Annotated in this window: 26 protein-coding genes; 15 read left to right on the plus strand and 11 right to left on the minus strand. The window is 72.3% G+C overall.

The features are described 5' to 3' along the window. Positions 1 to 67 precede the first annotated feature (67 nt). Positions 68 to 1,705: a glucose-6-phosphate isomerase gene (pgi, locus tag V6U79_RS09525; protein ID WP_334614302.1), complete on the minus strand. Its 1,638-nt coding sequence runs from the start codon at positions 1,703 to 1,705 to the stop codon at positions 68 to 70. 241 nt (positions 1,706 to 1,946) lie between these two features. Here pgi and V6U79_RS09530 point away from each other — a divergent pair, with 241 nt between their 5' ends. The 3 genes from V6U79_RS09530 (at position 1,947) to V6U79_RS09540 (ending at position 4,773) form a co-directional block, all read left to right on the plus strand. Then, positions 1,947 to 3,884, plus strand: a complete 1,938-nt coding sequence (locus tag V6U79_RS09530; protein ID WP_334614304.1) for an ABC transporter ATP-binding protein — start codon at positions 1,947 to 1,949, stop codon at positions 3,882 to 3,884. A 71-nt stretch (positions 3,885 to 3,955) separates the two neighbouring features. After that, positions 3,956 to 4,336, plus strand: coding sequence for a hypothetical protein (locus V6U79_RS09535; protein ID WP_334614307.1), 381 nt, complete (start codon positions 3,956 to 3,958; stop codon positions 4,334 to 4,336). After that, entirely contained in the window at positions 4,333 to 4,773 is a 441-nt protein-coding gene (locus tag V6U79_RS09540; RefSeq protein ID WP_334614310.1) for a MarR family winged helix-turn-helix transcriptional regulator, read from the plus strand. The genes V6U79_RS09535 and V6U79_RS09540 overlap by 4 nt, the downstream gene beginning before the upstream one ends. Positions 4,774 to 4,840: 67 nt before the next feature. Here the strand turns inward: V6U79_RS09540 and V6U79_RS09545 are convergent, their stop codons facing one another. Together V6U79_RS09545 and ybiA are read right to left on the minus strand one after the other, a co-directional pair. Continuing rightward, positions 4,841 to 5,350: an NUDIX domain-containing protein gene (locus V6U79_RS09545; RefSeq protein ID WP_334614311.1), complete on the minus strand. Its 510-nt coding sequence runs from the start codon at positions 5,348 to 5,350 to the stop codon at positions 4,841 to 4,843. Positions 5,351 to 5,479: 129 nt separating this feature from the next. Next, positions 5,480 to 6,037 (minus strand): riboflavin biosynthesis intermediates N-glycosidase, encoded by a 558-nt coding sequence (gene ybiA, locus V6U79_RS09550; protein ID WP_334614312.1) that lies wholly within the window; start codon positions 6,035 to 6,037, stop codon positions 5,480 to 5,482. A 122-nt stretch (positions 6,038 to 6,159) separates the two neighbouring features. Here ybiA and V6U79_RS09555 point away from each other — a divergent pair, with 122 nt between their 5' ends. After that, positions 6,160 to 6,525, plus strand: coding sequence for an ADP-ribosylation/crystallin J1 (locus tag V6U79_RS09555; RefSeq protein ID WP_334614313.1), 366 nt, complete (start codon positions 6,160 to 6,162; stop codon positions 6,523 to 6,525). A 79-nt stretch (positions 6,526 to 6,604) separates the two neighbouring features. Here V6U79_RS09555 and V6U79_RS09560 read toward each other — a convergent pair whose 3' ends face one another. The 4 genes from V6U79_RS09560 to V6U79_RS09575 are packed head-to-tail and all read right to left on the minus strand — an operon-like array spanning position 6,605 to position 9,103. After that, complete coding sequence (locus V6U79_RS09560; protein ID WP_334522340.1) at positions 6,605 to 7,246, minus strand: SRPBCC family protein; 642 nt, start codon at positions 7,244 to 7,246, stop codon at positions 6,605 to 6,607. Continuing rightward, entirely contained in the window at positions 7,246 to 7,608 is a 363-nt protein-coding gene (locus V6U79_RS09565) for an ArsR/SmtB family transcription factor (protein ID WP_334522338.1), read from the minus strand. Before V6U79_RS09565 ends, V6U79_RS09560 begins: the two co-directional genes overlap by 1 nt. A gap of 35 nt (positions 7,609 to 7,643) precedes the next feature. Continuing rightward, a complete protein-coding gene (locus tag V6U79_RS09570) occupies positions 7,644 to 8,315 on the minus strand; it encodes a peptidoglycan recognition protein family protein (RefSeq protein ID WP_334522336.1) in 672 nt (223 codons plus the stop codon). A 56-nt stretch (positions 8,316 to 8,371) separates the two neighbouring features. Beyond that, positions 8,372 to 9,103 (minus strand): lysozyme, encoded by a 732-nt coding sequence (locus V6U79_RS09575; RefSeq protein ID WP_334614315.1) that lies wholly within the window; start codon positions 9,101 to 9,103, stop codon positions 8,372 to 8,374. 274 nt (positions 9,104 to 9,377) lie between these two features. On the opposite strand from V6U79_RS09575, the gene V6U79_RS09580 reads away from it, so the two are divergent. From V6U79_RS09580 to V6U79_RS09600, 5 genes are all read left to right on the plus strand, one after another. Next, positions 9,378 to 9,920 (plus strand): carboxymuconolactone decarboxylase family protein, encoded by a 543-nt coding sequence (locus V6U79_RS09580; protein WP_334614317.1) that lies wholly within the window; start codon positions 9,378 to 9,380, stop codon positions 9,918 to 9,920. Positions 9,921 to 9,972: 52 nt separating this feature from the next. Continuing rightward, a complete protein-coding gene (locus V6U79_RS09585; protein WP_442933758.1) occupies positions 9,973 to 10,350 on the plus strand; it encodes a YciI family protein in 378 nt (125 codons plus the stop codon). Continuing rightward, complete coding sequence (locus V6U79_RS09590) at positions 10,347 to 11,540, plus strand: RNA polymerase sigma factor (protein ID WP_334614318.1); 1,194 nt, start codon at positions 10,347 to 10,349, stop codon at positions 11,538 to 11,540. Before V6U79_RS09585 ends, V6U79_RS09590 begins: the two co-directional genes overlap by 4 nt. Positions 11,541 to 11,725: 185 nt before the next feature. After that, on the plus strand, positions 11,726 to 12,745 hold the full coding sequence (locus V6U79_RS09595; protein ID WP_334614320.1) for a DUF559 domain-containing protein: 1,020 nt from the start codon (positions 11,726 to 11,728) through the stop codon (positions 12,743 to 12,745). Between the two features lie 77 nt (positions 12,746 to 12,822). Beyond that, entirely contained in the window at positions 12,823 to 13,731 is a 909-nt protein-coding gene (locus V6U79_RS09600; RefSeq protein WP_334614322.1) for an endonuclease/exonuclease/phosphatase family protein, read from the plus strand. 9 nt (positions 13,732 to 13,740) lie between these two features. Here V6U79_RS09600 and V6U79_RS09605 read toward each other — a convergent pair whose 3' ends face one another. Continuing rightward, a complete protein-coding gene (locus V6U79_RS09605; RefSeq protein WP_334614324.1) occupies positions 13,741 to 14,169 on the minus strand; it encodes a MarR family winged helix-turn-helix transcriptional regulator in 429 nt (142 codons plus the stop codon). Positions 14,170 to 14,238: 69 nt separating this feature from the next. Here V6U79_RS09605 and V6U79_RS09610 point away from each other — a divergent pair, with 69 nt between their 5' ends. The 3 genes from V6U79_RS09610 (at position 14,239) to V6U79_RS09620 (ending at position 17,057) form a co-directional block, all read left to right on the plus strand. Continuing rightward, complete coding sequence (locus tag V6U79_RS09610; protein ID WP_334614403.1) at positions 14,239 to 16,044, plus strand: ABC transporter ATP-binding protein; 1,806 nt, start codon at positions 14,239 to 14,241, stop codon at positions 16,042 to 16,044. A gap of 75 nt (positions 16,045 to 16,119) precedes the next feature. Beyond that, complete coding sequence (locus tag V6U79_RS09615) at positions 16,120 to 16,806, plus strand: VOC family protein (RefSeq protein WP_334614326.1); 687 nt, start codon at positions 16,120 to 16,122, stop codon at positions 16,804 to 16,806. 17 nt (positions 16,807 to 16,823) lie between these two features. Then, positions 16,824 to 17,057 carry a hypothetical protein gene (locus V6U79_RS09620; protein ID WP_334614328.1) on the plus strand — a complete coding sequence of 78 codons (234 nt, stop codon included), beginning with the start codon at positions 16,824 to 16,826 and terminating at the stop codon, positions 17,055 to 17,057. 290 nt (positions 17,058 to 17,347) lie between these two features. Here V6U79_RS09620 and V6U79_RS09625 read toward each other — a convergent pair whose 3' ends face one another. Both V6U79_RS09625 and V6U79_RS09630 read right to left on the minus strand, forming a co-directional pair. Then, complete coding sequence (locus V6U79_RS09625) at positions 17,348 to 17,629, minus strand: hypothetical protein (protein ID WP_334614330.1); 282 nt, start codon at positions 17,627 to 17,629, stop codon at positions 17,348 to 17,350. Beyond that, on the minus strand, positions 17,626 to 17,904 hold the full coding sequence (locus V6U79_RS09630; RefSeq protein ID WP_334522304.1) for a DivIVA domain-containing protein: 279 nt from the start codon (positions 17,902 to 17,904) through the stop codon (positions 17,626 to 17,628). The genes V6U79_RS09625 and V6U79_RS09630 overlap by 4 nt, the downstream gene beginning before the upstream one ends. A gap of 312 nt (positions 17,905 to 18,216) precedes the next feature. On the opposite strand from V6U79_RS09630, the gene V6U79_RS09635 reads away from it, so the two are divergent. The 3 genes from V6U79_RS09635 to V6U79_RS09645 all read left to right on the plus strand — a co-directional run bounded on the left by V6U79_RS09635 (position 18,217) and on the right by V6U79_RS09645 (position 21,128). Beyond that, a complete protein-coding gene (locus tag V6U79_RS09635; RefSeq protein WP_091558877.1) occupies positions 18,217 to 18,456 on the plus strand; it encodes a winged helix-turn-helix domain-containing protein in 240 nt (79 codons plus the stop codon). Positions 18,457 to 18,558: 102 nt separating this feature from the next. Further along, complete coding sequence (locus V6U79_RS09640; protein WP_334522300.1) at positions 18,559 to 18,762, plus strand: hypothetical protein; 204 nt, start codon at positions 18,559 to 18,561, stop codon at positions 18,760 to 18,762. Between the two features lie 176 nt (positions 18,763 to 18,938). Then, on the plus strand, positions 18,939 to 21,128 hold the full coding sequence (locus V6U79_RS09645) for a hypothetical protein (protein ID WP_334614332.1): 2,190 nt from the start codon (positions 18,939 to 18,941) through the stop codon (positions 21,126 to 21,128). Between the two features lie 18 nt (positions 21,129 to 21,146). On the opposite strand, the gene V6U79_RS09650 is transcribed toward V6U79_RS09645, so the two are convergent. Then, positions 21,147 to 22,073: a hypothetical protein gene (locus V6U79_RS09650; RefSeq protein WP_334614334.1), complete on the minus strand. Its 927-nt coding sequence runs from the start codon at positions 22,071 to 22,073 to the stop codon at positions 21,147 to 21,149. Between the last annotated feature and the right edge of the window lie 911 nt (positions 22,074 to 22,984).

A 22,984-nucleotide genomic window follows, 5' to 3' on the forward strand; every position in this document is an offset into this window, starting at 1 on the left:
GACCAGTTCGCGTACCCGAAAAACGACGGCGGCCGGGTGGTCCCACCCGGCCGCCGTCGCGTCGAACTCAGGCCCGGCCGCGCTCCCGCCGGTAGCGGCGGATCAGCCCGGCGGTGGAGGAGTCCACGTCGGAGAGGTCCGGAGCGTCGCCGGTCAGCTTCGGCGCGAGCTGGTTGGCCATCACCTTGCCCAGCTCCACACCCCACTGGTCGAACGGGTTGATGTCCCAGATCGCGCCCTGGGTGAAGACGATGTGCTCGTAGAGGGCGATCAGCTGACCGAGGGTGCCCGGGGTCAGCTTCGGCGCGATGATCGAGGTGGTCGGGTGGTTGCCCGGCATCACCCGGTGCGGCACCACGCCCGCCTTCGTGCCCTCCGCCTCGACCTGCTCCTTCGTCCGCCCGAACGCCAGGGCGGCGGTCTGCGCGAAGAAGTTCGACATGAACAGGTCGTGCATCTCGCCGAGGTCGTGGTTGGGCTGGCTGAACGCGATGAAGTCGGCCGGGATCAGCAGCGTGCCCTGGTGGATCAGCTGGTAGAAGGCGTGCTGACCGTTGGTGCCCGGCTCGCCCCAGAAGATCTCGCCGGTCGCGTAATCCACCGGGGCGCCGTCCAGGGTCACCGACTTGCCGTTGCTCTCCATGGTCAACTGCTGCAGGTACGCCGGGAACCGGTGCAGGTACTGCGAGTACGGCAGCACGGCGTGGGTCTGCGCGCCCAGGAAGTCGACGTACCAGATGTTGAGCAGGCCGAGCAGGGCCGGGAGGTTGCGCTCCACCGGCGTGGCCCGGAAGTGCTCGTCCACGGCGTGGTAGCCGGCCAGCAGTTCGCGGAACCGGTCCGGCCCGACGGCCAGCATCACCGACAGGCCGACCGCCGAGGGCAGCGAGTACCGGCCACCCACCCAGTCCCAGAAGCCGAACATGTTCTCCGGGTCGATGCCGAAGTCGCGGACCCGCTGCTCGTTGGTGCTCACCGCGACGAAGTGCTTCGCGATCGCCGCGTCGTCCTCGGCGTCCAGCCCGGACAGCAGCCACGTCCGCGCCTGGTCGGCGTTCGCGAGGGTCTCCTGGGTGGAGAACGTCTTCGACACCACCACGAAGAGCGTGGTGGCCGGGTCCAGGTCGTGGGTCTTGTCGTGGATGTCGGTCGGGTCGATGTTCGACACGAACCGGCAGGTGATCCCCGCGTCCCGGTACGCCTTGAGCGCCTCGTACGCCATCACCGGCCCGAGGTCCGACCCGCCGATGCCGATGTTGACCACGGTGCTGATCCGCTCGCCGGTGTGCCCGCGCCACTGGCCGGAGCGGACCCGCTCGGCGAACGCCGCCATCCGGTCCAGCACCCGGTGCACGTCGGCGACCACGTCCTGGCCGTCGGCGATCAGGGTGGCGTCCCGGGGCAGCCGCAGCGCGGTGTGCAGCACCGCCCGGTCCTCGGTGGAGTTGATGTGCCGCCCGGCGAACATCGCGCAGATCCGGTCGGTCAGCCGGACCCGCTCGGCCAAGGCGGTGAGCAGGCCCAGCGTCTCGTCGGTGACCAGGTTCTTGCTGTAGTCGACGTGCAGGTCGGCGACCTCGCCGGTGAGCCGCTCACCCCGCTGCGGGTCGGCCGCGAACAGCTCCCGCAGGTGGGTGCCGCGGATCGTCTCGGCGTGCTTGCGCAGCGCCTGCCATTCGTCGGTGGTGGTCACACTCGCAGCCATCGGGTCGATCTTCTCCTTCACGACGGTTCGCCGGCGGCCCTCGTCGCACCCGCCGCCGGCTCGCCGTCCAGCCTGCCACCCGGGGCGGGCCGGCGCGACGTGACGCGGCAGACCCGCCCCGCCGGGGGTGGCCGACGACACGCCGCTGCGACACCTGTACGACACGCCGCTCACGCGGAGACACCGCGTCGTAGCCGACAGTAGGCTCGCTCTGCCCTGCCACCTCGGCCCGGGAGGACCCATGGCGACGGTGATCGGCCCCCGCCGCTCGTCCGGACGGGACGCTCCGTCCGACGACGCCGACGAGCTGGACCTGCCGGAGCTGGAGGACGGCCACTGGATGCACCGCGCGACCGAGTTCGCGCACACCAGCTTCCGGTCCGTCGCCCGGCGGCTGCCCCACCTGGTCCGGGAGGCGGTCGCGCTGGCCTGGGCCACCAGCCGGCGGGACACCCTGGCGGCGATCGGCCTGAACCTCGCCGCCGGGGTGATGACCACCCTCGGGCTGCTCGCCACCACCGGCGTGCTGCGGGAACTCTTCGCCGGCGGTCCGACCCCCGACCGGGTCCGCGCCGCGCTGCCGTCGCTGGTCCTGGCCGCGCTGGCGGTGAGCGCCCGGGGTGCGCTCACCGTGGCCGCCGGCTGGGCGCAGGCCCGGCTGATCCCGCAGATCAACTACGAGGTGGAGCTGCGGCTCTTCGAGGCCACCACGGCGGTGGAGCTGGCCGCCTTCGACGACGCCGGCTTCGCCGAGGAGATGGACCGGGTCCGGGACCGGGGAATGGCCGAGGCGGCGTCCATCGTCGACCACACGGTCAACCTGATCACCGGGGTGGTCGGCGTGCTGGCCACCGCCGTGGCGGTGACCGTGATCCAGCCCGTGCTGCTGCCGTGCCTGCTGCTCGCCGCGGTGCCGCAGGCGGTCACCGCGGTGCGGATGGCCCGCCGCCAGTACCTCGCCATGCTGGCCCGGATCACCCGCCGCCGCCGGATGTGGATGCTGGCGCACCTGATGGCCAACCGGCGCACCGCCGTCGAGGTCCGGGCCTACCAGATGCGCGACTTCCTGCTCGCCGAGTTCCGCCGGATGATGACCGTGGAGACCCGGGCCGAGCTGCGCCTGGCCCGGGCGCAGAGCGCCACCCGGGCGTTCGGCATGTCCGCCGCCGGCACCGCCGCCTTCGGCCTGTACGCCGTGCTCGGCGGGCTGCTGCTCACCGGGGTGGTCGCGTTGGCCGCCGCGGCGACCGCCCTGCTGGCGCTCCAGTCCGCCCGGTCCAGCCTCGGCATCGCCGTCTTCGCCACCAACAACCTCTACGAGGACGCCCTCTACTACCAGGACTACCGGGACTTCCTCGACCGGGCGCGGGGGCGGATCGCGGCGGGGCAGGGCCGCCCGGCGCCCGGGTTCGACACCATCGCGCTCGACGGGGTGAGCCTCCGCTACCCGGACACCGACACCCCGGCGGTGGACGAGGTCACCCTGACCGTCCGCCGGGGCGAGGTGGTCGCCCTGGTCGGCGAGAACGGCTCCGGCAAGACCACGCTGGCCAAGCTGATCGCCGGCCTCTACCGCCCCACCGGCGGGGTGATCCGCTGGGACGGCGTCGACGCCGCCGAGCTGGACCCGGCGGAGATCGCCGCCCAGGTGGCGGTGATGACCCAGGAGTGGTGGAAGTTCCCCTTCACCGCCGGCCAGAACATCCGCATCGGCCGGCACGACCGCCCCGCCGACCAGGGCGGCCCGACCGTCGAGGACGCCGCCCGGGCCGCCGCCGCGCACGACATGATCGCCGGGCTGCCGTTCGGGTACGACACCCTGCTCGACCGGGAGTTCAAGAACGGCCACGACCTCTCCGGCGGCCAGTGGCAGCGGCTGGTCGCCGCGCGGGGCCTCTACCGGGACGCGCCCCTGCTGATCTGCGACGAGCCCTCCGCCGCCCTCGACGCCCGGGCCGAACACGCCCTCTTCCAGCACCTGCGCCGCCGCCCCGACCGCACGGTCGTGCTGATCACCCACCGGCTGGCCAACGTCCGGCACGCCGACCAGATCTTCGTGATGGACCACGGCCGGCTCGTCCAGCAGGGCACCCACGACGAGCTGATGGCCGCCGGCGGGCTCTACCGGGAGCTGTTCGACCTCCAGGCCAGCGGCTACCTGGCCGGCACGCCGGACTAGGTGCTGCGGGGCAGGAGGTTGTCGACAGCCCCGGCTCCCAGGTATGTATGCGTTTCGCATAGACTTTGCCCATGGAGTCAGCACTGGAAGCAGCCATCAACGAGTGGCACGTGAGCGTGAACGACGGCGACCTGCAGCGGTCAGCGAGGGCGGTCGGTGATCCGATCGTCGTGATGGGCCCGAAGGGCGCTGGCCCGATCACGCCCGAGCAGTTCGCAGAGTGGGTGGAACGCTCGGGGATCAAGCTGATCCCGCGGTCGTGGCATCCGGTCAGTGAGCGCCTGATGGTCGTGGAGGAGGACGCCACCTGGCCTGAGAGCGAGGCCCCGACTCGGGTGGCGACGGTGTTCCGGGTAGCCGGAGAGAAGGTCACCGCCGCTCTCCGACTGCCTGATCTGGAGTCAGCGCTGGAGCTCGCCTACCTCTGCCGCGAGATGGCGGCCACCGAATGAGCAGCTCAGGGCCGGGACAGGCCCTGTTCGCGTTCGTCCGGCACTGGTCGCGTAGGGCATCGGCCAGCGACCACGAGGTTGCCGAGCAGGGCCGGCTCGTGCTCGTCACCGAGGCTGTCCATTCGCTGACTCAGCGGGGGATCCCGGCAACGGTCAATGCCGTCGCCCACGAGATCGGCATCGACCAGAGCGGAGCATCGCGACTGGTCAAAAGCGCGACAGCGGCCGGATACCTGACCATGCGGGCACCGGAAACGGACGGTCGCCGACGGCAGGCGACGGTCACCCCCTCCGGCCACACCATGCTGGAACAAGCTCATGACTGGCAGGAGCAGGTCTTCGACCGGCTGGCGGAAGGCTGGAGCGAGCGGCAGCGCCGCGAATTCCACCAGGCGATGAAGGACCTGGTCGACCGGTCCTACGCGTTGGACGCGTGACCCACGAAGGCGGGTGGCCTGCCGGCGGCGCCGCCCCTGGCGGCGCGACGGAGCCGGCCGGCGGCGATCAGCGCCGGCGCGCGAAGAAGTCGGCCATCGCCCGGGTGTGGGTGGAGAAGGCCAGCTCGACCGGCTCGGTGAGCACCAGCCACTCGGTGGCCTCCTCGGTGGGTGCCGACGACGGCAGCTCATCGGCCGGCCGCTCCGGCAGCTCGCCGAAGACCATCATGGTGCCGCCGGCCGGAGCGCCGTGCACCGCGAAGAGCCGCGCCTCGTCGGCCGCCCCGATCAGCCCGGTCTCCTCCCGAAGCTCCCGGACCAGCGCGTCGGACCACTCCTCGCCGTACTCGATGAAGCCGCCAGGGAGCGCGAGCAGGCCGCGGGCCGGCTCGATGTCGCGGCGGACCACCACCAGGCCCACCCCGGCGTCGGTGCGGACCGGCAGCAGCGCCACCGCGACCGGCAGCGGGTTGCGCCACACCGTCTCGCCGCAGGCCACGCAGACGCGGGGCCAGCCGGCGTCCGCCGGGTAGGCGGCGCCGCAGAAGGAGCAGTGCGAGTACGGAGAGCCGGTCATGTCGCCGCACGTTACCGCCCCGGGCCGCCCCGCGCCCGGTCCTCCGGTCGCCCGCCGGATGCACGCCAGGTGCGGCATGTCGCGGTGTCCGGCGGCCCGGACACCGCCACCTCGTGCGAACGGAGTCGATCAGCGGCCCCGCAGCTCGTCACGCGCCTGCATCAGGGCGAAGCCGAGCAGGTTGAGCCCCCGCCAGCGGGCCGGGTCCTCCGCGCGCGGGTCGTCGGCGGCCAGTCCGACGCCCCACACCCGGTCCACCGGGCTGGCCTCCACCAGCACCCGCTCACCGGTGCCCAACAGGTACGCGCGCAGGTCGTCGTGCTGGCCGAACTTGGCGACGCTGCCGGCGACCACGATGTCGTAGCGCCGGGCCTCCCACACCGCCTCGTCGAAGCCGCGAACCTGGCGGCCGAGAGTCTTGGCCCGGTGCGGATGGGACGCGGCGAGGATCTGCTCGGCCATCTCCTCGTCGCCGAAGAGCGCGGCCTTGTGCCACATCATCCAGTGCTCGGCGGTGATGAAACGGCGGCCGTCGACGGTGAAGGGCGCCGGCCACCACTGGCTCAGGCAGCCGTGGCCGATGGTGCCGTCGCGGCGGGGCTGGTGCCCCCAGAAGCAGAGGTACTTCACGCGCCGCCCCTGAGCGAGCAGGGCGGTGAGGTCGGCAACGGTGCGCGGCGGCGGCATGCGCGACAGTCTCGCCCGGGCACCGACAGCCCGCCTCCGGGTTTTCTGCTGACTCCGAAACCGGCTCGCCGCGTCGGCCGGCCGCTCGGTAGCCTCCGCCGAACCGGAACGAGGTGGGGACCGTGCGCGGGACGACGACGTTGTGGCGGCCGACCGGGCCGCAGGAGCTGGCGCTGGTCGAGGCGTCCGGTTGGACGGCGTGGCCACCGCGCCTGCCCGACCAGCCGATCTTCTACCCGGTCCTCAACGAGCAGTACGCCGTCATGATCGCCCGGGACTGGAACGTCCCCGCCTCCGGCGCGGGCTTCGTCACCCGGTTCGAGGTGGACCGCGAGTTCGCCGCCCGCTACCCCGTCCAGCAGGTCGGCGGCCGGGACATCCTCGAGCTGTGGGTGCCGGCCGAGGAGCTGCCCGAGTTCAACCGGCACATCGTCGGCCGGATCGAGGTCGTGCACTCCTTCGGGGCCGCCCCGGCCGCCGCCGACTGACGACCGCCCGGCCGCCGCCGACTGACCGCCGCGCCGGGCCGCGCGCATGCGGCCCGGCGTACCCCGGCGGGGTGTGCGGTCAGGCGGCCGGCGCGCCGGTGTAGAAGGCGGTGGTGCGCGCCGTCGCGGCCCGCGCGGCCTCCGGGTCGGTGCCGGCGGCGACGCTGGCCTCGCCCCAGCTCTCGCTGCTCAGGGTGACGAACCGCCGACCCTCCTCGGAGCCCATCCACGCCTCGGCCTGCTCGGGCGCGATACCGCCGCCGTCGGCGGCCAGGTGGGAGGCGAGGCCGAGCAGGCCCAGATCCCAGCCCACACCGACCGCGCCCGGACCGAACTCGGTCCAGCGCTCGTCGTCGACGTGCGCGACGTGCTCCAGCTCGAACCGGGTGCGCCCGTCGCCCTCCGGGGTCAGCCGGACCTCGATCCAGCTCACCTCGTCGCCGTACTCCCAGGTGGCGCCGAAGCTCTTGGGCGGGTCGCAGCGCTGGACGGTGCCGCCCGCGTTGCCCTCGAGCTGGTAACGGCCGTGCAGCCGCAGCTCGCCGGAGACCGGCAGGAACCACCGGGGAATGCGTTCGGGGTTGGTGCACGCGTCCCAGAGGTCCTCCAGCGGCGCGTCGTACGTCTGGCTGATGGTCATCACCCGGGCCTCGCCGGCCTCCAGGGTCCGGCTGCCCACGGTGCGCCGCACGGCGCTGATCTGGTGCGTGACGTCGGTCATCAGGGTTTCTCCTCGGTCGGGTCCTGCGGTGGGCGCACACGTCGTTCGCGTCTGCCGCGCGCCAACTCGGTGGCGAGGGCGTCCAGGGCCGGCGCCCAGAACCGGCGGAAGCCGGCCAGCCACTGGTCGACCTCCCGCAGCGGGCGCGGGTCGACGGCGTAGAGACGGCGGGCGCCCTGCGGCCGGACGGTCGCGAAGCCGTTGTCCCGCAGCACCCGCAGGTGCTGCGAGACGGCGGGCTGCGAGATGCCGTACTCGCGCTGGATCACCGCGCAGACCTCCCCGGCGCTGAGCTCGCCGTCGGCGAGCAGCTCGAGGATGCGGCGGCGCACCGGGTCGCCGAGGACGTCGAAGGCGTGCACGGACCCTTTCTATCAGCCGAGGCTTATATAAGCAATCAGCCCAGTCGCGCGGCCACCGCGGCGCGCAGCTCGGGCAGCCGGCCGTGCAGCAGGCCCGGGCACTGGGTGTTGTTGAAGTCCTTGTGCCCGTAGATCTCGGTGGGCGCGATCCCGTACTGCTGGCAGGTGAAGGCGCAGAAGGTGATCAGGCTGTTCCAGAGGGCCGCCGGCGGCTGCACGGTGAGGTAGGTGCCGTCGTTCTCGATGCCGATCGCCTGGCTGTTCTGCCCGACGCAGTGCGCGCCCTGCACCATGGTCCGCCCGTGCAGCAGCGCGTAGAGGCTGCCGTGCCGGCCCTCGGTGAGGTGCCCGCCCCGGCTGTTGGTGAAGTGCTGCCCCGAGTCGAGCCAGCCGTTGCCGTCCATGTGCAGGTTCTGGATGTCGCGGGAGTTCGCGTACGCCTTGGCCAGGCTGTAGTCGGTGGTGTTCGGGAACGCCGTGTGGTGCACGATGATCTTGTTGGGTCGGCTCTGCACCACGCTGACCGGGGACGACGGGGGTCGGGCGCCCCAGGTGGCGCAGTTGGCGATCACGGGCTGGTCGACCCGGGTGGCTACGGCGCGGGCGCCGCTGCCCCCGCCGAGCTGGGTCAGGGCGGAGGCGCCGGCGACGGCGCCGAGCAGGACCGCGCCGCGCAGCGCGGCCCGGCGGGACACGGGTACGGACATGGGGCCCTCCTTCGGTGGGGTCGGCGACGGACCGGGCGGTCCGCCGCCGGTGGCGGTCAGCAGGGTCCGTTGCACGCCAGCACCCGGAGCCGGTCCAGGGTGCCGTTCCAGACGTTCTGGTCGCCGGGGAAGACGCCCGAGGACGACCACTGCCAGAAGGAGTACGTCGGCCAGCCCGCGGGCAGGGCGCCGACCGTGCTGGCGTACCGGGCGATCCAGAGTGGGTTGTTGGCGGCGAACTGGGAGGTGTTGCCGGTGCAGGTGGTCCACCAGTCTGTGGTGGTGTAGATCGTGGCCCACCGGCCGGTGCGCGCGTGGTACTGGTTGACGAACGAGGCGATCCAGCTGCGCATGGCGCTCTGGCTCAGCCCGTAGCAGGTCGCGCCGTACGGGTTGTACTCGATGTCGAGCGCGCCGGGCAGTGTCCTGCCGTCCCTGGACCAGCCGCCACCGTGGTCGACGAAGTAGTTGGCCTGGGTGGCGCCGCTGCTGGTGTCCGGGCGGGCGAAGTGGTACGAGCCCCGGATCATCCCGACGTTGTAGGAGCCGTTGTACTGCTGGGCGAAGTACGGGTTGGTGTAGTACGTGCCCTCGGTGGCCTTGACGTACGCGAACCGGGCGCCGTTGTTCCAGGCGGCCGACCAGTTGACGTTGCCCTGGTAGCTGGAGACGTCCATGCCGGGCAGGCCGGCGGGGGCGGCGCCGGCGGCGGTGGTGCCGAGGCCGACGGCGACGACCGCGGTGACGGTCGCCAGGAGCGCGGCGGTGACCGCGCGGAGACGGTTCATCTTTCCTCCCTGGGGGATGCCGCACCGGGCGGCGGGAGTGGCGAAAGGAACTGTCAGTATTAGGTCATGCGGCGTAGATAGTTTTCAATATGGCGAGTCAAGATTATCTATGGGATTCAGTCGGCGGTCGCGGCCAGCAGGCGCCGCGCCCGGGTACGCGGTCCGCCCCGGCCACACCTGACCGTCCGGCCATGGATCGGCGTCGACGTACCCGCCAGAATGGCGGTGCCGGCTGCCGGGCCCGGCAGGCACGGCCAACGGAAAGGGTGACCGCATGGCGCACATCGACCTCGGCGTGGACGAGCGACGCGAGCCCGGCATCGTCGGTCTGCTGCGGTACCGGCCGGAGACCGCCGGGCCGCTGATGGAGCTGGCCGAGGTGCTGCTGCGCGGGCCGAGCAGCCTCAGCCGCGGTGAGCGCGAACTGATCGCCGCGTACGTCTCGGCCCGCAACGGGTGCGACTTCTGCCGCGCCTCGCACTCCGCCACCGCGGGTGCCCAGCTCGACGACGGCCCCGACCTCGTCGACCGGGTCCTGGCGGACCTGTCCACCGCCCCGGTGCCGGAGAAGCTGCGCGCCCTGCTCCGGCTCGCCGACACCGTCCGCGAGGACGGGCGCGCGGTCACCGGCGCTGTCGTCGACGCCGCCCGTGCCCACGGCGCCACCGATCGGGAGGTCCACGACACCGTGCTGATCGCCGCCGCCTTCAGCATGTACAACCGCTACGTCGACGGGCTCGGCGCGGCCACCCCGGACGACCCCCGGGCGTACGCGATGTCCGCGCAGCGGATCCTGGCCGCCGGCTACCGCGCCTGAAAAAATCCCGTCGCCGGAGTGTCGATCCGCCCGCCCGCCGATCGTGTGGAGGGTGGAAGCCGATCCACACCAGGAGGACGACATGAAGCAGTACCTGTTGAGCATGTACCACCCGCAGGGCGGGACGCCGGACCCGGAGTTCCTGGCCGGGGTGATGCGGGAGCTGGGCGCCATCCGCGAGGAGCTGGAGGCGACCGGATCGTGGGTCTTCGGGCAGGGGCTGCACGCCCCGGAGACCGCCACGGTGCTGCGCCCGAAGGACGGCGAGGTGCTGATCACCGACGGCCCCTTCGTCGAGGGCAAGGAGCACCTGGGCGGCTTCACCATCATCCGCGCCGCCGACCTCGACGCCGCCCTGGACTGGGGTCGCCGCTACGCCCTCGCCACCACGTTGCCGGTCGAGGTGCGCCCCTTCCAGGGCGACGGGTGACGGTCGACGTCGAAGCGACCTTCCGGGCCGAGTACGGCCGGGCAGTCGCCGTGCTGGTCCGCGTCCTCGGCGACATCGACCTCGCCGAGGAGGCGGTCCAGGACGCCTTCACCGAGGCGGTGCGGCGGTGGCCGGAGACCGGGCCGCCGCCCAGCCCGGCCGGCTGGATCATCACCACCGCCCGCCGTCGCGCCATCGACCGTCTCCGCCGGGAGGCGACCCGAGCGGACCGGCACGCCCAGGCCGCGTTGCTGTACGCCCAGGAGCCACCGGCCGAGGAGGGACCCGTGCGCGACGACCGGCTCCGCCTGATCTTCACCTGCTGCCACCCGGCGCTCGCCCCGGCCGCCCGGGTCGCCCTCACCCTGCGCCTGCTCGGGGGCCTGAGCACCGCCGAGATCGCGCGGGCCTTCCTCGTCCCCGAAGCCACCATGGCGCAACGCCTGGTCCGCGCCAAGGCCAAGATCCGCGACGCCGGTATCCCGTACCGGGTGCCCCGCGACGCGGACCTGCCCGACCGTCTGCGAGCCGTGCTCACGGTCGTCTACCTGATCTTCAACGAGGGGTACACCGCCAGCGCGGGGGACCGGCTGGTCCGCGCCGAACTCTGCGTCGAGGCGCTGCGCCTGGGCCGGCTGCTGGTCGACCTGATGCCCGACGAGCCGGAGGCGCTGGGCCTGCTCGCCCTGATGCTGTTCACCGAGGCACGCCGCCCCGCCCGGGTCGCCGCCGACGGCACGCTGGTCCCGCTCGCCGAACAGGACCGCACCCGCTGGGACGCCGCCCTGATCGCCGAGGGGCAGGCCCTGGTGCGCCGCTGCCTGCGCCGCAACCGCCCCGGCCCGTACCAGCTCCAGGCCGCCATCAACGCCGTGCACAGCGACCCCCCGACCGACTGGACCCAGGTCCTCCAGCTCTACGACCAGCTCCAGACGCTCGCGCCCGGCCCGGTCGTCGCGCTGAACCGGGCGGTGGCCGTCGCCGAGGTGCACGGGCCGGCGCTCGCCCTCGCCCTCGTCGACGACCTGGACCTGCCGCGCTACCACGTCTACCACGCCGTCCGCGCCGACCTCCTCCGCCGCCTGGGCCGGTCGGCGGAGGCCCGCGCCGCCTACGGCGCCGCCCTGACGTGCACCGCCAACCTCGCTGAGCGCGCCTACCTCCGCGCCCAGCTCGCCGCGCTTCCTTGATCCGGTACGTCTTTCCGAGCCGACACGCCGATCAACCCCTCGGATCCTGCGACCCGATCATGAGTGTCCTTAGCAGATGAGGGGGCGGGGCGGGGGTTTTCCACAGGCGGGGGTGGTGTCCACAGGGGAAGGCGGTGGGGGAGCGGGCGGGGTGGGGTGGGCGGGAGCCTTTTGGGGTGCATCCGGTGTTGCGGGCTCTGGTTGAGCGGGGCGAGGGAGTGGTGACTCGGCGGGCGGTGGTCGAGGTGGTGCCGGAGTGGGTGTTGTGGGACGCCTGCCAGGGCGGTTGGCTGCTGCGCGTGCTGCCCGGCGTCTACGTCGATGCGGCTCTGGCCCGCGGCGAGCGGGGCAGCTCGGCGGAGGAGAGGAGTCGGAGGCTCTCACCGGCCCCGGCTGGCCTGAGCGGCGCAGCCGCTCGTGATCCGCTCGACGCTTCCGCCTTCCTGCGGCTCGAACCGCCGACGAGGAGGCGGGCGGCCCTCGCCTACGCCGACGGGCGGGCGGCCCTGAGCCGCGTCACCGCTCTCGACGTGTGGGGCCTGCGCCGCCAACCCGCGGGCGAGCCGGTGCACCTGGACGCGCCGCGCGGTTCAGGCCTTCGGCCCCGAGCTCATCTCGCCGTGCATCACCGCCAGGGATTCGTGATGGGGCCGCCGCAGGTGGTGAGCCGGTCGGGCGTTCCGGTGGTCCGGCTGGAGCAGGCGTTGGTCGACGCCTGGCCGCTGCTGCCCGCCGTGGACCGCCCCGCACCGGTGATCCGCGCGGTCAACGACCGGCTCACGACACCGCAGCGGGTCTTCGCCGCGCTGAAGACCGTGCCGAAACTCGCGGCCCGAGCCGAGCTGCGGACCCTGCTCGACCTGCTCCAGATCGGCTGTCGGAGCCCGCTGGAGATCTGGGGCCAAGACCGCGTCTTCACCGGCCCGGGAATGCCGCCGTTCCAGCGGCAGACGCGGATCGTCGTCGGTGGCCGGACGATGTACCTGGACGTCTGGGCCGAGCGGGAACGGGTCGACTTCGAACTCGACGGCGCGAGTACGCACGCCGACCCGCGCCAACGCGAGATCGACCTGCGCCGGGACGCGCTGCTCGCCACCGCCGGCATCCTCGTGGTGCGCTTCGCCCACCGCCGCCTGGTCCACGAGGTCGACGAGGTACGTCGCGAGGTGCTGGCGATCCTGGCCACCCGCCGTCCCGGCCCGTGACGCCGTCCGGTTGGCAGCGCGGGCGGGCGCGGCGCAGACGGAAGTGACGGTGACCGTGGACGGGGTAGGGAGTACCCATGACCGGCGACGGCCCGTCCAGGCTGCGGGTGCTGCAACTCAACCTCTTCAACCACCTGGCGGAGTGGGAGCGCCGACGGGAGGTGCTCCGGGCGGGTCTGCGAGCCCTGGACCCGGACCTGCTCGCGCTGGAGGAGACCGTGGTGACCGCCGACCACGACCAGGTGGCGGACCTGCTCAGCCCCGACTACGTCATCCGGCACCAGCAGCCGCGGCAGGCCGACGGGGTGGGCATCTCCATCGCCAGCCGCTGGCCCGTCGAGGAGCTGACCGAGATCGACCTGCGGGTCAACGAGCGAGCCGCCCGGTTCCCCGCCGCCGCCCTCGTGGCGCGCGTCGCCGCGCCGGCACCCTTCGGCCCGCTGGTCTTCGTCAACCACAAGCCCACCTGGCAGTACGGGTTCGAGTACGAACGCGAACAACAGGCCGTCCGCACCGCCCGGGAGATCGAGCGGCTGGTGTCGGGCGAGGCGGTCCACGTGGTCGTCGCCGGGGACTTCGACGCGGTGCCTGACGCCGCGAGCATGCGGTTCTGGACCGGCCGGCAGTCGCTGGCGGGGACCAGCGTGATGTACCGCGACGCGTGGGAGGCGATCCACCCCGACGAGGCCGGGCACACCTTCACGCCCCGCAATCCGCTGGTCCGGGGTGGGGAGATGCCGTTGGAGCTGGGCCGCCGGATCGACTACATCCTGGTCCGTTGCCTCGACCACGGGCCGACGCTGCGGGTGGCCGACTGCCGCCTCGCCTTCGCCCAACCGTCCGAGCCGTCCGAGCCGTCCGAGCCTCGCGAGCGGATCGAGCCGCCCGAGCAGGGTGACGAGCGGGATGAGGGGCGGGTGGACAAGGGACGGGGCGTCTGGGCCAGCGACCACTTCGGGGTGGTCGCCGACCTCACGATCGCCTGACCGGGGCGGTCAGTCGAGCAGGGTGCGGAGCAGGCGGGTCAGGTGGTCCCGGTCGGTGGGGGAGAGGTGGCCGAAGAAGCGTCCCGCCTCGGCGTCGCGGGCCGCCCGGATGGCGGTGCCGACGCGCGTACCCTCGTCGGTCGGCGCGACCAGGGTCGCGCGCCGGTCCGCCGGGTCGGGCCGGCGCTCGACGAGCCCGCGCTCCTCCAGGCCGTCGACCACCTCGGTGGCCGAGCGGGGGGCGATGTGCAGGTGGTCGGCGAGCGCGCTGAGCCGCTGGGCGCCGTGCCGGGTGAGGACGCCGAGGGCCCGGGCGTGGCCGGGGTTGATCTCCCACGGTTCGAGGGTGCGTCGGGACTGGTGGCGCAGGCGTCGGGCCACCGCCCAGAACAGCTCCGGCAGGCTCTCCTCGGGCGTATCGGGGTGCTCGGCGGTCACCGGAATACGGTAGCAGTCCGTGCTGTTGCTACCTCATAATGAGGTAACCTCAGCAACTTGGAGGTCCACTTGGACACCACCCCTATTCGTCGGGAGGGCCGCGGCGGCGGCGCCCCCCGCACCGTCACCGCCGCCGAGAAGGCTCAGGCCCGCGACGTGTCGCTGCGGCGCATCGGCCGGCTCTTCACCGCGTACCGCTGGCAGTTGGCCGCCGTCACCGCGATCATCGTGGTCTCCTCGGTGGTCGCGATGGCCTCGCCGTTCCTGCTGCGCGCCGTGATCGACCGCGCGCTGCCTGCGCGCGACCTCACCCTGCTGGCCTGGCTGGTCGTCGGCATGGTCGCGGTCGCGGCCGTGACCGCCGTGCTCGGCGTGGTGCAGACCTGGATCTCCACCCGGGTCGGGCAGCAGGTGATGCACCGGCTGCGCACCGACGTCTTCACCCACCTGCACCGGCAGTCGATCGGCTTCTTCACCCGCACCCGCACCGGCGAGGTGCAGTCCCGCATCACCAACGACATCGGCGGCATGCAGAGCGTCGTCACCTCCACCGCCACCTCCATCGCGTCGAACCTGACCACCGTGGTGGCCACCGCCGTGGCGATGGTGGCGCTCTCCTGGCGACTCTCGCTGGTGTCGCTGGTGGTGCTGCCCCCGGCGATCCACCTGACCCGCAAGGTGGCCCGGATGCGCCGGGAGATCACCGCCCGGCGCCAGCGCGAGCTGGCCGACCTCAACGTCACCATCGAGGAGGGGCTGTCGATCAGCGGCGTGCAGCTCAGCAAGACCCTCGGCGCCGGGGCCGCGCTCACCGACCGCTTCGCCGCCTCCTCGGCCCGCCTGGTCGACCTGGAGCTCCGCTCCGAACTGGCCGGCCGCTGGCGGATGGCCTCGATGACCGTCATCTTCGCCGCGATTCCGGCGGTCATCTACCTCGGCGCGGGGCTGCCCGGCACCGCCGGCACGCTGAGCATCGGCACCCTGGTCGCCTTCACCGCCCTGCAGGGCGGGCTGTTCCGGCCGCTGATGGGGCTGCTCAACGTCGGCGTCACGCTCACCGCCTCGCTGGCGCTCTTCGCCCGCATCTTCGAATACCTCGACCTCCCGGTCGAGGTGGACGACCCGGCGCACCCGGTGCGGATCGACCCGGCCCGGGTCCGCGGCCACCTGCGCCTGGCGGACGTCACCTTCAGCTACCCGGGCAGCGACACCGCCGCCGTCGCCGGGGTCACCCTCGACGTGCCGGCCGGCACCAGCCTCGCCCTGGTGGGCGAGACCGGCTCCGGCAAGAGCACCCTGGCCGCCCTGGTCAGCCGGCTGCACGACCCGGACAGCGGCCGGATCACCATCGACGGCGTCGACCTGCGTGACCTGCGGCTGACCGACCTGGCCGCCGTCGTGGGCGTGGTCAGCCAGGAGACCTACCTGCTGCACACCACCGTGCGGGAGAACCTCCGGTACGCGCGCCCCGACGCCACCGACACCGAGATCGAGGACGCGGCCCGCGCCGCGCAGATCCACGACCTCATCGCCGCCCTTCCCGACGGGTACGACACGATGGTCGGCTCCCGCGGCCACCGCTTCTCCGGCGGGGAGAAACAGCGCCTCGCGATCGCCCGCACCCTGCTACGCGACCCGCGCATCCTGGTGCTCGACGAGGCCACCAGCGCACTGGACACCGAGACCGAGCGGGCGGTCCAGCGGGCCTTCGACGCGCTGGCGGAGGGCCGTACCGTGATCACCATCGCGCACCGGCTCTCCACCGTCCGCCACGCCGACCAGATCGCCGTGGTCGACCACGGTCGGATCGTCGAGTCCGGCACCCACGAGACGCTGCTCGCGCGCCAGGGCCGCTACGCCACCCTGGCTGCCTGACACGTCGAACCGCCGCTGCGAAATACCCGAGATCCGAACCGCGAGTCGCCCGTCCTCCGTGGGTAGAGTGGCGCGGTGCAGAGTGGAGTGCAGGCGCAGGTGCCGGTGCTGTACGTCGCGGACGCCGACAGCGCCCGGCGGTTCTACGAGCTGTTCGGCTACTCCGAGATCCGCACCGGCGGCGACGGCGAATCGCGCTGGTCGTACCTCCAGTGCGGGGAGCTGACCCTGCTGCTGGCCGCGGTCACGCCCCGGCTGGTCACCGTCGAGCTGCCGCTGCTGATCTACCTGTACGTCGAGGACCTGGCGGCGACCGTCGAGCGCCTCACCGCCGCCGGGCTCACCGTCGAGCGGGCCGGCCATCCCGAACACGCCCCCGGGGGCGAGTGCCGCACCACCGACCCGGACGGCAACGTGGTGCTCTTCGGGCAGCGGCGGGCCGTACCGGCACAGGCGCGGGTCCCGCAGTCCGGCACCGAGGACCGGTTCTCGCTGATCCGCGAGGCGGCCGAGGCGGTCAGCCGGCGCGGTGGCGCACCGGCCCGCTGCCAGATCGGCGCCCCACGGGGCGAAGCCTGCCCGGCGCCGGCCGAGGTCAAGCTGGCCGACTCGTGGGGCGACACGGTGTGGGGCTGCATGGCCCACGCCGACGAGGCCCTGCTCAACGCGCGGGGCGCGTTCCTGGCCAGGGACGACGGGCAGGGGCTGGGGGAGTTCCTCCGGGCCCGGCAGGCGCACCCGGAGCGCGCCGACCACGAGTGAACCCCGTCCTGGGCCGGGTGGTTCGTCGTGCGCACCGCCAGGGGCACCCACCGCTGACGGCCCTGGTCGTACACAAGGACGACGGCAAGGTCGGCGTCGGATACGCCGAGGTGTTGCAGGTGGCCGGGCAGCCGCCGGTCGAGGACGAGATGGAACGCGAGCGGCACGCCGCGTCGGCGAGGCTGGACTGCTACCGCTACTTCGAGGCGTCGGGTTGCCAGCGGACGGCGGCAAGCCTGCCCTCGCGCTGAGGCTCCAACAGGCCGTACGGCGGAACACACCGCCACCCCTGCTCCCCACCTGCCGCGGTGCGGCATCCAACTGCCGGTCAGTGGTGCCTGCGGCTACTGCGACTGACTCAGGTCTGATCACGGCCCTGTGATCATTCGCCGCGGCACCGGGCCCGTCCCCGAACACCAGCGGCGAGTAGGTCGAGCGGGCCTGGCAACTGGCCGTGCCGGCGGCCGCGCTGTCGGCTGAGGCCTGGCCGGTGCTGCTGCGCGCGCGGCGGTGCTGGCGCGGTACGGGCGATGGAGCGGTTCTACGAGCTGGCCGACGCGGCGCGCGGTGTCCCGAGCCCCGTCCTGGGGCCTTGGCCTCCGGGGGCGCGGCCGAGGCCGGCGAGCTGGACGTATACCTCGCGCCTCGCGGTTGCTCGGCCGGCGCGGTTGAGCACGTAGCCGGTCAGCCAGATCCAGCCGTGGTACGTCGGCTGGTCGGCGACCGATACGACGCGGAAGGTCAGGGCGCGGTCCCCGGCGAACTGCACCGAGGCCCGGCCGTCGATGGTGAGCAGGTCGCCGGGGGAGGGCCGCACGGTCACCAGTGACCGGAGTTCGGCGGCCGGCACTCCCGCGCGTGCAGGGTCTGCCAGTCGCGCAGCGCCCGCTTGATCCGATCGTTCTCCTGGCTGAGCAGCCGTACCGTCTCGTTGAGCATGGCCAGCTCGTCGGCCACCCGGGCCTGGAACTCGCGTACCTGATCGGGGTCGACGCCGCGCCGGCGGGCGGCGAACTCGCGGGTTCGCACCTCGTGCGGCGTCAACCGGTCCGGGTGACCGGCCGGGTAGGGCTGGCCACCTCGATACACCTGAGCCACGACGATCCTCTCTGCGGGCAGGCGGGAGCGCGGCGGCTCCCGGCAGGGGGGTGGAAGGGCGGGCCGTCCGCGCGGGGGCCGCGGACGACCCGCCCGCTCGGCCGCCGCAGCTCGATTCAGCGGTACGACAGCAGAGCAGTCCGACGGGTCGGGACGGGCACCCACACCCGCCCCGACCAGGGGATGAGCCGAACTCGTTGCCACGCGAGGACCGGCTCGGGACAAACATAACTAGGGAACACAGGGAAGTCAAAGCACGTTGTTTAGTGAGTCGAGCTGTGATCGAATTCGGGTTGCCACGCGAGGAGTGACATGCCCGAATCAGCCGAATATCTGCGTATCGCCGACGACGTGATGGCCGACGTGAGGTCGGGGAAGCTGAAGCCCGGTGACCGGCTGCCGTCGATCACCGAGACGCGCGCCGACTACGGCGTCAGCTACGGAACCGTGCAATTGGCTTACGTCCGCCTCGAAGCGCTTCGCGTGATTCGACGGCAGCAGGGCAAGGGCGTGTTCGTCACCGACCCGAAGACCTGGATGCGGGAGCCGTAGCTGGCGAGCTGTCGGTCGAAATGGGCCAGGTAGGGGCCAGACCGCGCGAGTAGCGCTGCCGGTGGCGGCATATCCCGGCAAGGGCGCGGGTAGGCGGCAGGCATGGATCGACTGGTTGCGCATCTGCACGGCGGACCACTCGACGGGGTGGACCGGCAACTGGGTGGTGCCACCGACGAACTCGTCGAGTTCACCCATGAAACCCGTGATGGCACCTGGTACGTGGAGTACCGCAGGGCCCGCCCCGCCGATGACGGATGGCATTACGAGGCGACCGGCGGGATGGACAAGCAGGACGAAGAGTGACAATCGGCGCAGACGGCCGCCGGGTGGTTGTCGGGCGCCGGCGCGGGTAGACATCAGCGCCAGCCCCGGCAGCGACCACCGCGATCGTGGTCGCGGCCGATCACTGTCTGCTGGCCGCCGCGCTTGGGGGTCGCCGACTGATGCACGGGGAGATCGTGGAGCTGAGGGTCCACGGGGTGGCAGGTGTCGGGGCCGGTCAGATGCTCGGTTGCCGGGACGTCGATCAGGTGGCCGGCGACCGCCGCGCCGGTTTCTACCGTCCCCGAGCGCAACCCCGGCACACCTCCGGTCCGGACGGGACCGTGCTGGAGGCGTACCAGTGGAGCAAGCTGCCCTCGGGCACCGCGGGGCGGACGCTGTCCCTGGTCTTTCTCCTGCCGTTCATGTTGAGCAACATGACCTTCTGGATGCGTCCAGCGGCCGGGGGCCTGCAGTCCGGCGTCACGGCGCTGTGCCGGCTCCTCGCGCTCACCCTGACGCTGCTGTACGCGCTGACGGCGGCCGGGGTCGCCCTCGACCTCGTGGGATGGACGTGCCTGGGCTCGCCCCGCTGTCTCGCCGGGCGGGGCTGGCTGTCCTGGCTGGCCGGCCGACCGGTCGGTCTGCGCCTGGCGCTGCTGGCCCTGGTGCCGTTGGCCGCGGTGGCACTGGTGTGGTTGCTCAGCGCACGACAGGCTCGCTCGTACGGAGCCTTCCGGTCGCCGGCGGCGGATCCGCAGGATGACCGCCTCACGGCGTTGGACCGGTGGGATGTCGGGCCGACGGCGAAGCGGCTTCGCGCGGTCCACGTCGCCGCTGCTTTCGTCGCGCTGGACCTCGTGCTGCTCGCCGCACGCGCCGCCGCCGGGCGGTCCGTGGCGGTGGTCGGGCTGTCCGCGCTCGCCGGAGCGCTGCTGGCCGCGTGTGTGGTGCTGCTCTGCGTACCGAACCTACTGGAGCCGACGTCGACCGCCGGCACCACGGACCGGATGCCGGTGGTGCTGCACGTCGTAGCCGGCGGCCTGACGGTGGCGACGCTCGGGGCCGTCGCCACGGAGCCGGTCCGCTGGCCGCGGTCGAACGGGCTGCCCAACTTCGACGGCATTGTCGCCATCGTCTTCGTCGCTCAGATGGCGCTGCTCGTCGCGCTCGCCGTACTGGTGCTGTGGCGTCCCGGTGGCCGGGACCGCCGGCCGGCGCTGCTGCACGGGTTGGGCGCCGTCGTCGTCGCCACAGTCGCGGCGGGCCTGGCCGGGGCCCTCTCCGGCGAGTTGGCCTACCGTACGGCGTCCCTGCTCAGCGGGCCGACGTTCGTGCTGGGGCCCAACGACCCGGCGGTGCCCGCGCCGGCGTACCGGTGGGCGATCCTCGCCTTCTTCCTGACCACGATCGCCGGCGGAGCGGCGTGGGCCGTCATCACCCTGTCGGCTCGCGGGGACCGTCGGCGGGCCGCCGCCGCCATCGTGGCCCGGGACTACCCAGACGCTCCTTCGGAAGCGACCTCCCAGGTGCAACGAGTGCGCAAAGCGGTGATCCGGGCGTCTTTCACCGAGCAACTTGGTTCACTCGGCATCGCCTACGCGTGCCTGACCGTGATCGGGCTCGCGGCCGGAGTGCTGGCTCTCGTGGGCCTGGAGCCCGGCCCGCTGGCGCAGGGCCACCTCGGCGTGCCGACCGGGGTGCTGAGCGTGGTGATGGCCATCGGCAGCTACATGATCCTCGCGGTCGTCGGCGGGCTTCTGGTGGGCGGGCTGTTCACGCACGAGACGGCGGGGTTTCGCCGCTACGTCGGGGTGCTGTGGGACGTCGGCACCTTCTGGCCCCGCGCGGCCCACCCGTTCGCGCCGCCCTGCTACACGGACCGGGCGGTGCCCGAGCTGACAGAGCGGATCTGCCGGCTGGCGGGGCGCTACGACGGGGTGGTGCTCAGCGGGCACAGCCACGGGTCGGTCATCCTGGCCGCAACCGTGCTGCGACTGCCCGCGGAGGTGCGGCGACGAGTCGCGCTGCTCACCTACGCCTCCCCCCTCACGCGACTCTACGGCCAGCTCCACCCCGCGTACTTCGGCGAGCCCGTGCTGCACGAGGTCGGCGACCGGATCGGGTGGCGCTGGCTGAACCTGTGGAGTTACACCGACCCCATCGGCGGATGGATTTTCTCCGAGCATCGGCCCGGGGACCCGCCAGTGCGCCCTCCGCCCGCCGCGTTGGTGGACCGCCGCCTTCGTGACCCCGAAAACCTGCTGGCTCAGCCGGGGGAGAGCGCCCCGCCGCAGGTGAAGGGGCACATGCCAAATGAATCGGACGATCGATACACCGCGGCGGTCCGCGAGTTGGCAGACCGGCTGCGAGCAGATTGGGAGCAGCGGGGTAGTCGGGCGGCGTGACGGCGGGGCGTGAGTGCGTCAACTGGAGTCCGGCGGGGCCTCCGCTGTTGACGTCGTCTCGCCCGACGGCCGGGACGTCTCGTGTGCCTGGCCCTGCGGTCGCCGCTGGATGACCTCGATCGAGGTGAAGGGCTCGAAGATGCCTTCATGTCGCTGCCGGTCGCGTAACAGGTCCCTGCTCCACTGAGCGGCGGCCTCCTGCTCTGCCATCATGTGTTGCCTGGCGCGGTCGAGCTCCTCCTTGAACGTCTCCGCCGCCTCGCCGGCAGTGGGATGGCCGACGAATTCGTTCATCATCGCCACCCAGCGCCGGTTCAGCCGCTCGGCGTACCGCGCCCGTCGCGTGTAGAGCTCGTTCTGCAACTCCAACTCGATCAGGCGTTCCCAGTGCGGCTGAAGGACCTGCCTGACCCGATCTTCGAGCCGTACCGACATCTCCGGGAGGCACTCGAACACCAGGTCCCCGCGCTGGTAGGTCCACGGGGGCGGGTCCTCCTCGGTGAGTGCCCGCTGCAGAGCGGTCTCCAGCTCCCCAGCCCGGTGTGGGGGCAACCTGCGGGCCTGCCCGGCGGCGATTCGCTTCACCCGCTGGATCACATCTGGCCTGAAGTGGTGCGCGTACCAGTGGAGCACGTCCGGGCCTACGCCCTTGCACGACCAGGTGAGGGAGGCGCGGACCGTGAAGCCGAACACGTAGCCTTGCGCGGGAAGCACGATCGGCCCGACCACGTCCCGTCGCTCGACGGGTTCGTCGGGCGGTGGAGAGGACCGTTCTGTCGCGGCCGCGGGTTCCAGTTCCTCCAGCGCCGGAAAGGCCTGCTTCCAGAGGGTGTTCAGCCCGGTCAGGACATTCCTGCCGACCTCCTGCGCGCGACCCCGTCCGCGGTCGACCCGCCGTCGCTCGGGCCCCTTTGGGCTCGGGCTCCCGCTCGAAGCGTCGGTCACGTCACCCCTCCCGCATCGCCGAACCGCTCCGCTCCGGTTTCCGGGCGGAGCCGGGCGCTTCAGTGCGTTGGTTCGCACAAGGGTGGCTGGTCGAGGGGTGTCGCGCGGCGGCGCTCACCAGCCTCAACGTGTCGTCGGTGACCCGCTGATGATCCGAAGCTAACAAGGTTGCGGGGGATCTGCCGGCAGCCGCGCGGGTACGAGGGCATGCCGTTCATGTTCTCCGACAATTGACGGTTGAAGACGCCGACGGTCCGCACAGGTGTTGCCGTACGGCCGCGACCAGGGAGTCGCCGAGCGGGCCCGGCGAGGTTCCTTGCGTCCGCTCCCATCCGAGGCGCGGTTGTCGCCATCCGACCTCGGAGGCAAGTACTTGCTTGACAAAGCAAGTGGATGGTAGCTTTGCGGAGGATCAGCTGTCGCGTCAGCCCGTACGGCAGGTGCGCGGAGGGGCGGCAAGGGAGGAGCTGGCAATGGGTCGGCTTGAAAACAACGTGGCACTCATCTCCGGGATCGCCCGGGGTCACGGCAGGTCGGATGCGGTGCGGTTCGCCGAAGGGCGTGCCGACATCATCGGGTTCAAACGCGGGTCGCTACATCACCGGGCAGGCGGTCGTGGTCGACGCGGGGTGGACCACCTGTCGCTGAGCTCACGCCGTCCCGACCAGGGCGCCACGTGATCGCTGGATGGTGATGTCCGGGCCATCCGGTTCGACGCCGCACCAGTTTCCCGACGCTACGCAGTAACCAAGGTCCGCACGCCGCGGCTTGCGAACAAGTGACCGCCGCGCACTCCGCGATGACCTATGACGGCGGGCACCCGGAAAGTTGTTGCCTTGTCAAGCAAACAATGGTTGATTCACGAGCCGGTCGCAGACCGACGCCGCCTGCGACCGGCGTGCCGAGCAACT

The organism is Micromonospora psammae (assembly GCF_036902725.1).
In the GTDB taxonomy this organism is placed as follows: Bacteria; Actinomycetota; Actinomycetes; order Mycobacteriales; family Micromonosporaceae; genus Micromonospora.

What these genes read in the sequence shown, in the direction of transcription:
- V6U79_RS09635 (WP_091558877.1), top strand. Translation starts at nt 18,217, where the DNA reads ATGCCCGAATCAGCCGAATATCTGCGTATCGCCGACGACGTGATGGCC.
- V6U79_RS09560 (WP_334522340.1), bottom strand. Translation starts at nt 7,246, where the DNA reads ATGACCGACGTCACGCACCAGATCAGCGCCGTGCGGCGCACCGTGGGC.
- ybiA (WP_334614312.1), bottom strand. Translation starts at nt 6,037, where the DNA reads ATGCCGCCGCCGCGCACCGTTGCCGACCTCACCGCCCTGCTCGCTCAG.
- pgi (WP_334614302.1), bottom strand. Translation starts at nt 1,705, where the DNA reads ATGGCTGCGAGTGTGACCACCACCGACGAATGGCAGGCGCTGCGCAAG.
- V6U79_RS09530 (WP_334614304.1), top strand. Translation starts at nt 1,947, where the DNA reads ATGGCGACGGTGATCGGCCCCCGCCGCTCGTCCGGACGGGACGCTCCG.
- V6U79_RS09640 (WP_334522300.1), top strand. Translation starts at nt 18,559, where the DNA reads ATGGATCGACTGGTTGCGCATCTGCACGGCGGACCACTCGACGGGGTG.
- V6U79_RS09600 (WP_334614322.1), top strand. Translation starts at nt 12,823, where the DNA reads ATGACCGGCGACGGCCCGTCCAGGCTGCGGGTGCTGCAACTCAACCTC.
- V6U79_RS09580 (WP_334614317.1), top strand. Translation starts at nt 9,378, where the DNA reads ATGGCGCACATCGACCTCGGCGTGGACGAGCGACGCGAGCCCGGCATC.
- V6U79_RS09570 (WP_334522336.1), bottom strand. Translation starts at nt 8,315, where the DNA reads ATGTCCGTACCCGTGTCCCGCCGGGCCGCGCTGCGCGGCGCGGTCCTG.
- V6U79_RS09575 (WP_334614315.1), bottom strand. Translation starts at nt 9,103, where the DNA reads ATGAACCGTCTCCGCGCGGTCACCGCCGCGCTCCTGGCGACCGTCACC.
- V6U79_RS09535 (WP_334614307.1), top strand. Translation starts at nt 3,956, where the DNA reads ATGGAGTCAGCACTGGAAGCAGCCATCAACGAGTGGCACGTGAGCGTG.
- V6U79_RS09540 (WP_334614310.1), top strand. Translation starts at nt 4,333, where the DNA reads ATGAGCAGCTCAGGGCCGGGACAGGCCCTGTTCGCGTTCGTCCGGCAC.
- V6U79_RS09545 (WP_334614311.1), bottom strand. Translation starts at nt 5,350, where the DNA reads ATGACCGGCTCTCCGTACTCGCACTGCTCCTTCTGCGGCGCCGCCTAC.